Source organism: Comamonas trifloxystrobinivorans, assembly GCF_043359985.1.
GTDB lineage: Bacteria > Pseudomonadota > Gammaproteobacteria > Burkholderiales > Burkholderiaceae_C > Comamonas > Comamonas trifloxystrobinivorans.
Window position 1 is genome coordinate 18,757 of sequence record NZ_JBHZGV010000033.1, and the last position, 11,703, is coordinate 30,459.

The 11,703-nt window shown below is 61.9% G+C and carries 10 protein-coding genes; 8 read left to right on the forward strand and 2 right to left on the reverse strand.

The genetic code is table 11. The features are described from left to right. Window position 1 precedes the first annotated feature (1 nt). Complete coding sequence (locus ACFIQF_RS24335) at window positions 2-598, forward strand: pentapeptide repeat-containing protein (protein ID WP_393946229.1); 597 nt, start codon at window positions 2-4, stop codon at window positions 596-598. Window positions 599-658: 60 nt separating this feature from the next. Here ACFIQF_RS24335 and ACFIQF_RS24340 read toward each other — a convergent pair whose 3' ends face one another. Both ACFIQF_RS24340 and ACFIQF_RS24345 read right to left on the reverse strand, forming a co-directional pair. Further along, a complete protein-coding gene (locus ACFIQF_RS24340) occupies window positions 659-847 on the reverse strand; it encodes a hypothetical protein (RefSeq protein WP_393946230.1) in 189 nt (62 codons plus the stop codon). 148 nt (window positions 848-995) lie between these two features. After that, complete coding sequence (locus ACFIQF_RS24345; RefSeq protein ID WP_393946231.1) at window positions 996-1,283, reverse strand: hypothetical protein; 288 nt, start codon at window positions 1,281-1,283, stop codon at window positions 996-998. A 115-nt stretch (window positions 1,284-1,398) separates the two neighbouring features. On the opposite strand from ACFIQF_RS24345, the gene ACFIQF_RS24350 reads away from it, so the two are divergent. From ACFIQF_RS24350 to gshB, 7 genes are all read left to right on the forward strand, one after another. Next, complete coding sequence (locus ACFIQF_RS24350) at window positions 1,399-2,679, forward strand: glutamate-5-semialdehyde dehydrogenase (protein ID WP_393946240.1); 1,281 nt, start codon at window positions 1,399-1,401, stop codon at window positions 2,677-2,679. A 173-nt stretch (window positions 2,680-2,852) separates the two neighbouring features. Then, window positions 2,853-4,346 carry a Trk system potassium transporter TrkA gene (gene trkA / locus ACFIQF_RS24355; protein ID WP_393946233.1) on the forward strand — a complete coding sequence of 498 codons (1,494 nt, stop codon included), beginning with the start codon at window positions 2,853-2,855 and terminating at the stop codon, window positions 4,344-4,346. Between the two features lie 9 nt (window positions 4,347-4,355). Next, window positions 4,356-5,822, forward strand: coding sequence for a TrkH family potassium uptake protein (locus ACFIQF_RS24360; protein WP_393946234.1), 1,467 nt, complete (start codon window positions 4,356-4,358; stop codon window positions 5,820-5,822). Window positions 5,823-5,939: 117 nt separating this feature from the next. Next, entirely contained in the window at window positions 5,940-7,229 is a 1,290-nt protein-coding gene (gene gshA, locus ACFIQF_RS24365; protein ID WP_393946235.1) for a glutamate--cysteine ligase, read from the forward strand. Window positions 7,230-7,368: 139 nt separating this feature from the next. Beyond that, window positions 7,369-9,264 carry a potassium transporter Kup gene (locus tag ACFIQF_RS24370; RefSeq protein WP_393946236.1) on the forward strand — a complete coding sequence of 632 codons (1,896 nt, stop codon included), beginning with the start codon at window positions 7,369-7,371 and terminating at the stop codon, window positions 9,262-9,264. A 94-nt stretch (window positions 9,265-9,358) separates the two neighbouring features. After that, window positions 9,359-10,531, forward strand: a complete 1,173-nt coding sequence (locus tag ACFIQF_RS24375; protein WP_393946237.1) for a benzoate/H(+) symporter BenE family transporter — start codon at window positions 9,359-9,361, stop codon at window positions 10,529-10,531. 106 nt (window positions 10,532-10,637) lie between these two features. Continuing rightward, window positions 10,638-11,591: a glutathione synthase gene (gshB, locus tag ACFIQF_RS24380; RefSeq protein WP_393946238.1), complete on the forward strand. Its 954-nt coding sequence runs from the start codon at window positions 10,638-10,640 to the stop codon at window positions 11,589-11,591. The last annotated feature ends 112 nt before the right edge of the window (window positions 11,592-11,703 follow it).

The window sequence follows — 11,703 nt, forward strand, 5'->3', positions numbered from 1 at the left end:
CATGCAGCAAGCTTGGATGCGCGGCACGGCCGCTTGGGTGGCCGCCTTGGCCGCAGGAACAGTGTGGGCGCAGGGCGCGGTGATTTCCGCGCCGGGCGTGGATGTGCGCGGCGGTGCCAGCGGCGCTTCGGTCATCGTCAACGGCTCGGTCGTCAATGCGGCTTCGGGCAAAGGCGCTGTGGCCGAAACCAATATCCCTGGCCGCAGCACCACGGTGCGCGGCTCGGGCAGCGGCGGCGCGGCCGTGGTGATTGAGTCAAACAGCGATGCCGCCGTGGTGATTGAGAACCGCAGCAGCGGCAGCTACAGCGCAGGCAAACAGGCCAAGCGCAGTGGCGGTGGGCGCGAGCATGTGAACACCGACATGTCGGGCCGCCAACTGGCGCATGCCAACTTTGCCGGCCACAGCTTCACCAATGTGGATCTGTCGAGTGCCAACCTGCAAGGCGCTAATTTTCAAGGCGCCGAACTGGTGAATGTGAACCTCGAAAACGCCAACCTCTCAGGCGCCAACCTGGCCGGCGCATCGCTGGTCAATGTCTCGCTGGACGGCGCACAGACCGCCGGCGCTATTTGGACCAATGGGCGGCGGCGCTGACAACAAAAAGCGGACCGCATAAGGGTCCGCTGGAGGGGTGGTAGTTTGCAGCTGATTAGCTCACTGGTTGCCTGCATCGGGTGCGGGCTGCTCCTGTTCGTGCTGGGTCAGCTTTTCTTCGAGAACTTTCTCACCTTCAAAACCGGCCACGGCAGCCATGGCCTTTTTCAGAAAACCGGCATCGCCATCGGCTTTGGAAAGCGCTTCTTCCGCAACCACGGCGCCAATCACTTCATTGAGCAATCCCATTTGCATACCTCCGCGCCCGTCAGAGCGCTTGTTGATGAGGTGTGTAAATTAGCACCTTGTCCCGGCGTTGCGGGCCATTTTTGCAAGTGTTTACCGTGGATTACCTGACGGTAATCTGAGGGGCTGTGCCGCAGGCCGTGGGCTCGGTTCAGGCCGCCTGGCTCAAGCGCAGTTCGGCCTTGTCGACCCAGAGCTTGAGGCTGTCCACCAGGTCTTTTTGGCTGAAGGAGCAGCTCTCCTCGTCGAACAGGGCACTGGCTTCCAGGCGGTCGAGCAGTTGCAGCAGCACTTCTTCGAACTTGGGCGGCAGGGCGCCGAGCAGATCGCGGTAGGTGCGGGCTTGTTCGCTGAGCGCGGCGGCGTCCATGTGTCCGGCGCCAAAGTGCTCCAGCGCGTCTTGCAGCGCGCCGAGTTGGCGCAGGGCGGTGGATTGCATGGCGGTCTCCTCGTGGCGGTGTCGGTATGGCCCGAGTGTAGGGGGCTTTGGCGACTGTCCACAGGGGATTTGCCCGTGCTGCGCTGCAATGCAGCAAATGCCCGACAATAAGGGCATGAACGCCCTGAACATCGCAGAAACCATGCAGACCCTGGGTCTGCAGGCAAAACATGCCTCGGCGCAGATGGCCAAAGCATCTGCTGCTACCAAAAACAAAGCTTTGCTGGCGCTGGCCCGCTTGCTGCGCGAGCAGACCGAGGCCTTGCAGGCCGACAACGCCAAGGATCTGGTGCGCGCTGAGGCCAACGGCCTCTCGGCCCCGATGGTGGACCGCCTGCGCCTGACGCCCAAGGTGCTGGAAACCTGCGCCCAGGGCTGCGAGCAGCTGGCGGCCATGGCCGATGTGATTGGCGAAGTGATCGGCATGAAGCAGATGCCCAGCGGCATCCGCGTGGGCCAGATGCGCGTGCCCATCGGCGTGTTCGGCATGATTTACGAGAGCCGCCCGAACGTGACGATCGAGGCGGCCAGCCTGTCGATCAAGAGCGGCAACGCCTGCATTCTGCGTGGCGGCTCGGAAGCGATTGAATCGAACAAGGCGCTGGCAGCGTTGGTGGCGCAGGCCCTGGCCGAGGCTGGCTTGCCTGCCGAAGCCGTGCAATTGGTGCCCACCACCGACCGCGAGGCCGTGGGCCATCTGATCGCCATGCCAGCTTATGTGGATGTGATCATTCCGCGCGGCGGCAAGGGCTTGATCGAGCGCATCAGCCGCGATGCCAAGGTGCCTGTCATCAAGCACCTCGACGGCAATTGCCACACCTATGTGGACGATCCTTGCGATATCGCCATGGCAGTCAAGGTGACGGAAAACGCCAAGACGCAGAAATACAGCCCCTGCAATGCGACGGAGAGCCTGTTGGTGGCGCGTTCGGTGGCAGCCGAATTTCTGCCGAAGATCGGCGCTGTCTTTGCCGCCAAGGGTGTAGAAATGCGTGGCTCGCCCGAGGCCATGGCTATTTTGCAAGCCGTGCCCAACGCCAAGCTGCTGGAGGCGACCGAGGCCGATTGGAGCGAGGAATATCTGGCGCCGGTCATCAGCGTGAAGCTGGTGGCGGGCGTGGATGATGCCATTGCCCACATCAACCAGTATTCGAGCCATCACACGGATTCGATCATCACCACCAACCATGTGCATGCGCAGAAGTTCCTGCGCGAGGTGGATTCGGCCAGCGTCATGGTGAACGCCAGCACGCGTTTTGCCGATGGCTTCGAGTACGGTCTGGGGGCCGAGATCGGCATCAGTACCGACAAATTCCACGCCCGTGGGCCGGTCGGCATCGAAGGGCTGACATCGCTCAAATACATTGTTCTGGGCGAAGGCGAAGTGCGCGGCTGATCGCCTACGCTGTTGCAGTGCAGCATGCTTGGGCTCCAGCTGACGATGGTTCGCAATTGGGCCCAGGCATGGCTGCCGCAGCAAGCGCTTGGCCGACAAGGGGCGCGCGTGCTGCCACGTTATGATGCGGCCGTGCCTGAAGCCTTGCCTGGCGGCAAGCGCGGCATTCAGTTATGAAAATCTTGATTCTGGGCGCTGGTCGCGTCGGCGAAAGCGTCGCTGAAAGCCTGATCAGCGAAAAAAACGATATCACCGTGGTCGATACCGACGGCGTGCGCCTGCGTGATCTGGAATCGCGCTTTGACCTGCGTGGCGTGGTCGGCAACGGCATCAGCCCCGAGGTGCTGTCCGAGGCCGGCGCGGCCGACACCGACATGCTGATCGCCTGCACCTCGCAGGACGAAACCAATCTGGTGGCCTGCAAGGTGGCGCAGGTGCTGTTCAATATTCCGACCCGCATCGTGCGCGTGCGTTCGGTAGCGCTCAAAAGCCAGCAAGCCTTGTTGGAAGACAGCGGCTTTGCCGTCACCCACGCGTTTTGCCCGGAAGAAGCTTTGATGGGCTACATCGGCAAGCTGGTGCGCTACCCCGAGGCTTTGCAGGTGCGCGAGTTCGCCCAAGGCCATGCGGCTCTGGCTTCGGTGCGCGCGCGGGGCGGCGCTCCCGTGGTGGGCCTGAGTGTGGCCGATGTGCGGCAAAACCTGCCCCACGGCGCGGTGCGCGTGGTGGGCATTTACCGCCGTTTCCACCACGAGGCCGACCGGCTGGTGCCGATCGAGGGCAATACCCGCATCGAGCCGGGCGACGAAGTGTTTGTGCTGTCCGACAAAGAGCACCTGGGCGAGGTGCTGGCCGGCTTCAACCGCCAGGTGGGCGAGCAAGAGCAGCCCGTGCGCCGGGTGATGATTGCGGGCGGCGGCCGTGTCGGCATGCGGCTGGCGCGGGCGCTGACCAAGGAGTCCAAGCGCTTTCAGGTGAAGATCATCGAAAAGGGCGAAAACCGCTGCGTTTACCTGGCCTCGCGCCTGTCGTCGGATGTGCTGGTGCTCAAGGGCGATGCCACCGATGAAAAGCTGATGGAGGAAGAGAACGTCGAGGATGTCGATCTGTTCGTGGCCATCACCGACGACGATGAGGACAACATCATGTCCTGTCTGCTGGCCAAAAAATTGGGCGCCACGCGCGTGCTGGCGCTGATCAACCGCCGCACCTATGCAGACTTGATGCACGGCACGCAAATCGATATTGCGCTTTCGCCCGCGCAGGCCACGCTGGGCGAGTTGCTGGCCTATGTGCGCCAGGGTGATGTGCAGGCGGTGCACAGCCTGCGCCGTGGCGTGGCTGAGGCGATCGAGATTGTGGCGCGGGGCGACGCCAAGACTTCGCGCGTAGTGGGCAAGCGCGTAGGCGGCTTGCGCTTGCCGCACGACGTGCACATTGGCATGATCGTGCGCGGCCTGCCCGAGCCCGATGCGCGCAACACCAACGGCAGCGAAGCGCCCGACCGCGAAGGCCAGGAGGCCGATGACAAGCGACCGGTCGAGGTGATCGTGCCCACCAGCGGCACGGTGATCCAGAGCAACGACCACGTGATCCTGTTCCTGCCCAACAAGCGGCTGGTGCACGAGGTCGAGGCCTTGTTCCGCGTAGGCGTGACTTTCTTCTAAAAGGCCGGCATGACGGATCTGCGCCCAGTTTTGCGAGTGCTCGGTGTGCTGCTGATCATGTTCGGCAGCACCATGGCCGTGCCCGCGCTGGCGTCCTATGCCACCGAGGACGGGGTGTTTTCGGTCTACCCGGTCACCATCGGTCTCACCTGGGCTTGCGGCCTGCTGCTGTGGTGGACCAGCCGCAAAGAGCAGCGCGAGTTGCAGGCGCGCCACGGCATCATTTTGGTGGCCTTTGTGTGGACGGTTTTCCCGCTGTTTGCCGCGCTGCCGCTGTATTTGGGTTACGACCACATCGACCGGGCGCTGAGCTGGCAGCACGCATATTTTGAAGCTGTATCGGGGCTGACCACGACAGGCGCCACGGTGCTCAACCATGTGGATACGCTGCCGCTTTCGCTCAATGTCTGGCGCACCTTCTTGCAGTGGATGGGCGGCATGGGCATTCTGATTTTGGCCGTGGCCATCTTGCCCATGCTGGGCATGGGCGGCAGCCAGCTGTTCCGCGCCGAGGCGGCCGGCCCGGTCAAAGACACCAAGCTCACGCCCCGCATGGCCGAAACCGCCAAAGGCCTGTGGGCGGTTTACGCATTCTTCTCGCTGCTGTGCGCGCTGGCTTATTGGCTGGCAGGCATGACGCCCTGGGACGCGGTGATGGTGATGTTCACCACCGTCAGCCTGGGCGGGCTGACGCCGCATGACGCAAGCTTTGCCTACTTCAACTCGCCCGTCATCGAGAGCATCAGCATCTTCTTCATGCTGCTGGCCAGCTGCAACTTTGCGCTGTATTTTGTGGCGCTGCGCAAGCGCCGTTTTTCGGTGTTGTACCGCGAGCCGGAAGTGTGCGCCACCATTGGCACCTTGCTGGGCGGCGGTTTGCTGATTGCCGGCTTGCTGTGGTTCAAAGGCGTTTATGGGCCGTTGGAAGCGCTGCGCATGGGTGTTTTCCACACGGTGTCCGTTGCCACCACCACCGGCTACGCAGTGGTGGATTTTGGCCTGTGGCCGCCGTTTGCACCGATCTTTTTGCTGATGCTCTCGGGCGTGGCCACCAGCGCCGGCTCGACCGGCGGCGGCATCAAGATGATCCGCATGCTGCTGTTGCTCAAGCAGACGCGGCGCGAGATGCGGCGCCTGGTCCACCCGAACGCGGTGCAGCCGGTAACCGTGGGCGGCCAGGCGGTGGACGACCGGGTGATCTTCTCGGTGCTGGCCTTCATGTTGGTGTACTGCGCCACGATTGCGGTGCTGACCATGGCCTTGCTGCTGACCGATATGGACTTCACCAACGCACTCGGCGCGGTGCTCGCCAGCGTCAACTGCGCCGGCGTCGGCTGGGGTGATTTGGGCCCAAGCAACAACTTTGCCGGTCTGACGAGCTTCCAGCTCAGTGTGACAACACTGGGCATGCTGATGGGCCGCCTGGAGATTCTGAGCTTCCTGGCGCTGCTGACACCGGCCTTCTGGCGCAGGTGAGTGGTTGCTTGTGGCCATTGCGGGGCAAGATATGGTGACTTTGGGCGCCAACTCTCTACAATTGGTGCTCAATTGTTTTTCGCTCGTCTTTTTTGAGCCCTCAAACAAGTTTTATTTATGGTCCCGAATCTCATAACAGCCCTAACGGGGCCCATCAACGAACTGGAACAGCGCGTACTCGATGCCATGCCGGCCATCGAGCGCTGGTTTCGCCTGGAGTGGATGGAACACACGCCACCCCTGTACTCGTCGGTGGATATACGCAACGCCGGCTTCAAGGTCGCGCCGGTAGACACCAACCTGTTCCCCGGCGGCTGGAACAACCTGACGCCCGAGATGGTGCCGCTGGCGGTGCAGTCGGCCATGGCGGCCATCGAGAAAATCTGCCCTGAAGCGCGCAACCTGCTCATCATTCCTGAGAACCAGACGCGCAACCCGCAGTACCTGGCCAACTTGCTGCAGCTGCAGCACATCTTCTCGATGGCGGGTTTGAATGTGCGCATCGGCTCGATCGATCCGGACATCAAGGAAACCGTCAAGCTCAAGGTCGGCAACCGTGAGCTGGTGGTAGAGCCCGCGCTGCGCCATGGCCGCCGCCTGGGGCTGAAGTACTTCGACCCTTGCACCATCTTGCTCAACAACGATCTGTCCAAGGGCGCGCCCGGCATTTTGGAAGAGGTGTACGAGCAGTTTGTGCTGCCGCCGCTGCACGCCGGCTGGAGCGTGCGCCGCAAGAGCCGCCATTTCCAGAGCTACGAAGAAGTGGCCAAGCGCTTTGGCAAGCTGATGGGCATTGATCCCTGGCTGATCAACCCGCTGTTCTCCAGCCGCAAGGGCGTGGATTTCAACGAAACCGGCGAGCACGCACTCGAAGAGCTGCGTGAAGACGTGGACGTGATGCTCACCAAGGTGCGCCGCAAGTACAAGGAATACGGCATCAAGGAGACGCCATTCGTCGTGGTCAAGGCCGACAACGGCACCTACGGCATGGGCGTGATGAGCGTGCACGACGCCAAAGAGCTCAAGACGCTGTCGGTCAAGACCAAAAACCAGATGTCGCTGGTCAAGGACGGCCAGCAGGTGCACGACATGATCATCCAGGAAGGCGTGCAGACCGTGGAGCGCATGGGCGGCGAGGCGGCCGAGCCGGTGGTCTACATGATTGATCGCTATGTCGTGGGCGGCTACTACCGCGCGCACTCGGACCGAGGTGCAGAAGACAACCTGAACGTGCCCGGCGCGCACTTTATTCCGCTGGCTTTCGAGCACGGCATCTCGCCGGGCGACTCGGTCGGGGCCAGCGCGCCCAACCGCTTCTACATGTACGGCGTGGTGGCCCGCTTGGCCATGTTGGCGGCCAGCTACGAGCTGGAAGCCACCGACCCGGACGCTGAAATCTACGACTGAGGCCCGCCGGGCTGCCGGTTTTCCGGAACCAGCCGGTGGCGTTTTGCCATCCGGGCTTGTACGGATACGCGGCAGCCCCCGCGCGCGCTCAACCGGCGCACAATGCAAACCGACCTACTACAAGCATGCCGCTCGCGGCATGGCACAAAGGCTTGACGTGCAAAACAGCAATAAATCTTCACTGCCGGCGCTCACTCTGGGTGCCATTGGGGTGGTGTATGGCGACATCGGCACCAGCGTGCTGTACTCGCTCAAAGAGGTGTTTGGCTCGGGTCACGTGCCATTCACCCATGACAACGTCTATGGTGTGCTCTCCATCCTGTTTTGGACGCTGACGCTGATCGTCTCGCTCAAATACGTGGTGCTGGTGCTGCGCGCCGACAACAACGGCGAAGGCGGCCTGATCGCCATGCTGGCGCTGGCCTCGCAGGCAGTCAAAGACAAGCCCCGGCTGCGCTCGGTGCTGATGCTGATAGGCATCTTCGGCACCTGTCTGTTCTATGGCGACGGTGTCATCACGCCGTCGATCTCGGTGCTCTCGGCGGTGGAGGGCCTGGAGGTGGTCTCGCCGGCCTTCAAATCCTGGGTCATCCCGCTCACCCTGGTGGTGCTGTTTTTGCTGTTCCTGCTGCAAAAGCGCGGCACGGCCGGCATCGGCAAATTCTTCGGTCCGATCATGGTGGTGTGGTTTTTGACCATCGCTGCGCTGGGGCTGTGGAACATTGTTGACCATCCGCGCGTGCTGCTGGCGCTGAACCCTTATTACGCGCTGCGCTTCATTGGCGACAACCCCGGCATCAGCTTCATCATCCTGGGCGCGGTGGTGCTGTGCGTAACCGGGGCTGAGGCGCTGTACGCCGACATGGGGCACTTTGGCAAAAAGCCGATTCGCCTGGCCTGGTTCAGCATTGCCATGCCGTCGCTGGTGCTCAACTACTTTGGCCAGGGCGCACTGGTGCTGGAAAACGCCGATGCGGTGAAAAACCCGTTCTTCATGCTGGCGCCAAGCTGGGCCTTGTTGCCGGTGGTGCTGTTGGCCACCATGGCCACGGTGATCGCTTCTCAGGCGCTGATCACTGGCGCATTCAGCGTGACCAAGCAGGTCATCCAGCTGGGTTACCTGCCGCGTATTCAGATACAGCACACCAGCGTGCGTGACACCGGGCAGATCTACATCCCCTTCGTCAACTGGAGCCTGTTCTGGGCCATCGTGCTGGCGGTGCTACTGTTCAAATCGAGCAGCAACATGGCGTCGGCCTACGGTATCGCGGTGACGCTGGACATGACGATCACCACCGTGCTCACCTTCTTTGTGCTGCGCTTTGGCTGGAAGTACTCGCTCTGGGCGGCGCTGCTGCCAACGCTGTTCTTCTTCTGCATCGACTTCACCTTCTTTGCCTCCAACCTGCTCAAGCTGTTCGACGGCGGCTGGTTCCCGCTGGTGATCGGCCTGTCGCTGTTTACGGTGATGATGACTTGGAAGCGCGGCCGTGAGCTGGTCTACGCCACGCTGCACAGCAACGGCATCGAGCTGCAAGGCTTTTTGCAAATGGTGCTGCAAAGCCCGCCCACGCGGGTCTCCGGTACAGCGGTGTTCTTGACGTCCGACCCGAACGTGGTTCCCACCGCGCTGCTGCACAACCTCAAGCACAACAAGGTGCTGCACGAGCAGAACATCTTCGTCACCATCGTCTACCACGAGGTGCCCTGGATCGGCATGGACAAGCGCAGCTCCATCGAATCGCTCGGCGGCGACTGCTGGCGCGTGCAACTGAACTACGGCTTCAAAAACGACGTGGATGTGCCTGCCGCGCTCAAGCAACTGCGCTCGCACGGCTGCGACACCGAACCCATGGCCACGAGCTACTTCCTTTCGCGCGATGTCTTTGTGCCCACCGACAAAGCCAGCGCCGGCATGGCGCCGTGGCGACAGAAACTGTTTGCCCAGATGCACCACAATGCGGCGGGCGCGGCCGAATTTCTGCTGCTGCCCAGCAACAGCCTGGTCGAACTGGGCTCCAAGCTGGAAATCTAGACCTGTTCACTGCTGGCGCCGTGTTGCAAGGCGTCGGCGGCTCTCTATTTGATAGCTATAGTCCGGCACCTGGTGCGCGGCCAGTCCCAACACTATGCGGTTTTTCAAGGATTTGAGCGCATCGGCGCTGGTTGCCGGATTCGTCACCGTGCTGGTCGGGCTCACCAGCTCGATTGCCATTGTTTTTCAGGCGGCGCAAAGCTTTGGTGCCACGCCGGCGCAGGTATCGTCCTGGGTCTGGGCGCTGGGCATAGGTGTAGGCCTGTGCTGCTGGTTGCCCAGCATGTGGTGGCGCAAACCGGTGGTGGTGGCCTGGTCCACGCCCGGCGCTGCGGTGCTGGCCACTGCCGGGGCAACCGGCGCGTTCACGATGAACGAGGCCATTGGCGCTTTCGTTGTCAGCGCAGCGCTCATCACCCTGGTTGGCGTTACCGGCTGGTTCGAGCGCCTGATGAACCGCATTCCCGTGGCCATTGCCTCGGCCTTGCTGGCAGGCGTGCTGACCCGCTTTGGGCTGGATGCTTTTGCCGCTGCCCAAACCAACACCTGGCTGGTGGTGGCCATGCTGGTGTCTTATCTGCTTGGGCGCCGTTGGGTGCCGCGCTATGCAGTCATGCTCACCTTGGCGGTGGGCATTGTGGTGGCGCTGGCGCAGGGCAAGATCCAGTGGTCGGCAGTGCAGCCGGGGCTGACCTTCCCAGTGTTCACCATGCCAGCCTTCAGCTTGCAGGCCGTCATCAGCTTGGCGCTGCCTTTGTTTGTGGTGACCATGGCCTCGCAAAATCTTCCCGGCGTGGCGGTGATTCGCGGCACGGGCTTTGATTTGCCCATCTCCAAACTCATCAGCATCACCGGCATCACCACGCTCTTGCTGGCGCCGTTCGGTGGTTATGCCATCAACCTGGCCGCCATCACCGCCGCTATTTGCATGGGGCCGGAAGCACACCCGGACAAAGCGCGCCGCTATACCGCAGCCGTGGTGTGTGGCGTGATCTACGTGCTGATCGGTTGCTTTGGTGTGGTGATTGCGGGCTTGCTCACGGCTTTCCCGCATGAGCTGGTGGTGGCCATTGCCGGCATCGCGCTGTTGGGCACCATCGGCAATGGCTTGTTCACTGCCTTGCAGGCCGAGCAATACCGCGAAGCCGCGCTGATCACCTTCCTGGTGGCCGTCAGTGGCGTGACAATAGCCGGCATCGGATCAGCCTTTTGGGGTGTGGTGGCAGGCAGCCTGGCGCTTTTTGTGCAACATTACGGCAAGCGGTAAATGCGGTTTGCGCTGCATTTGCTCATTGTTTGGGCTGTGAGCGCTTTGTCATGAGGCGTTGGCAGCTATTAGATTGATAGTGCTGCCGCAAGGTGGCCGCCATGCCATGCAAATCCTCTTTGTTGCCGACCCGCTCGAAACCTTCAAAATCTACAAGGACAGCACCTTTGCCATGATGCGCAGCGCCCAGGCGCGCGGCCACCGCATCAGCGCCTGTGAGCCGGAAGATATCCACTGGATCAGCGGCGAAAAAGTCACCGCTGTCGTGCGCGATATCGTGCTGACAGGCGACAAAGATACCTGGTTCACCGAGGCGGAACCTCGCCGCGCCACGCTGGCAGACTTTGGCGCCATCGTCATGCGCAAAGATCCGCCCTTCGACAGCGAATACTTCTACTCCACCCATCTGCTGGAGCAGGCCGAGCGCGAAGGCGCCAAAGTCTTCAACAAGCCTGCAGCGCTGCGCGACCACCCGGAAAAGCTTGCGGTGATGGAATTTGCTCAGCACACGCCGCCCACCTTGGTCACGCGCAAAGCGCAAGACATTCGCGACTTCCACGCCCAGCACCAGGACATCATCCTCAAGCCGCTCGACGGCATGGGCGGCATGGGCATCTTCCGTGTTGGCGCCGATGGCATGAACCTGGGCAGCATCATCGAAACCCTGAACCAGGGCGGCGCACAAAGCGTCATGGTGCAGAAATACCTGCCTGCCATTGTCAAAGGCGACAAGCGCGTGCTCATCATTGGTGGCGAACCTGTGCCTTATTGCTTGGCGCGCATCCCGCAAGGCAATGAAGTGCGCGGCAACCTGGCCGCAGGCGGCAAGGGCGTTGCCCAGCCGTTGGAGGCAGAAGACCGCGCCATTGCAGAACAAGTGGGCGCCAAGCTGGCACCGCGCGGTCTGCTGCTGATTGGCCTGGATGTCATCGGCCACAGCATCACCGAGATCAACGTCACCAGCCCCACCTGCTTCCAAGAGATCGAGCAGCAGACCGGCTTCAAGGTCGCCGACATGTTTGTCGAGGCCCTGGAAAAAGCTGCTGCCAGCGCAGCCTGACAAAAAAATCAAAATTTATAGCGTTTCCCGGCAAGCCCCGGGAAAACTCCTATACAATTGCGTTCATCGACAGCACGACGCCTTGCAAAGCTGCCAGACACAAATGGTGGTG

Coding starts and splice junctions, on each gene's coding strand:
- ACFIQF_RS24340 (WP_393946230.1), bottom strand. CDS start 847: ATGGGATTGCTCAATGAAGTGATTGGCGCCGTGGTTGCGGAAGAAGCG.
- ACFIQF_RS24375 (WP_393946237.1), top strand. CDS start 9,359: ATGCGGTTTTTCAAGGATTTGAGCGCATCGGCGCTGGTTGCCGGATTC.
- ACFIQF_RS24360 (WP_393946234.1), top strand. CDS start 4,356: ATGACGGATCTGCGCCCAGTTTTGCGAGTGCTCGGTGTGCTGCTGATC.
- ACFIQF_RS24335 (WP_393946229.1), top strand. CDS start 2: ATGCAGCAAGCTTGGATGCGCGGCACGGCCGCTTGGGTGGCCGCCTTG.
- gshB (WP_393946238.1), top strand. CDS start 10,638: ATGCAAATCCTCTTTGTTGCCGACCCGCTCGAAACCTTCAAAATCTAC.
- ACFIQF_RS24370 (WP_393946236.1), top strand. CDS start 7,369: ATGGCACAAAGGCTTGACGTGCAAAACAGCAATAAATCTTCACTGCCG.
- ACFIQF_RS24345 (WP_393946231.1), bottom strand. CDS start 1,283: ATGCAATCCACCGCCCTGCGCCAACTCGGCGCGCTGCAAGACGCGCTG.
- ACFIQF_RS24350 (WP_393946240.1), top strand. CDS start 1,399: ATGAACGCCCTGAACATCGCAGAAACCATGCAGACCCTGGGTCTGCAG.
- trkA (WP_393946233.1), top strand. CDS start 2,853: ATGAAAATCTTGATTCTGGGCGCTGGTCGCGTCGGCGAAAGCGTCGCT.
- gshA (WP_393946235.1), top strand. CDS start 5,940: ATGGTCCCGAATCTCATAACAGCCCTAACGGGGCCCATCAACGAACTG.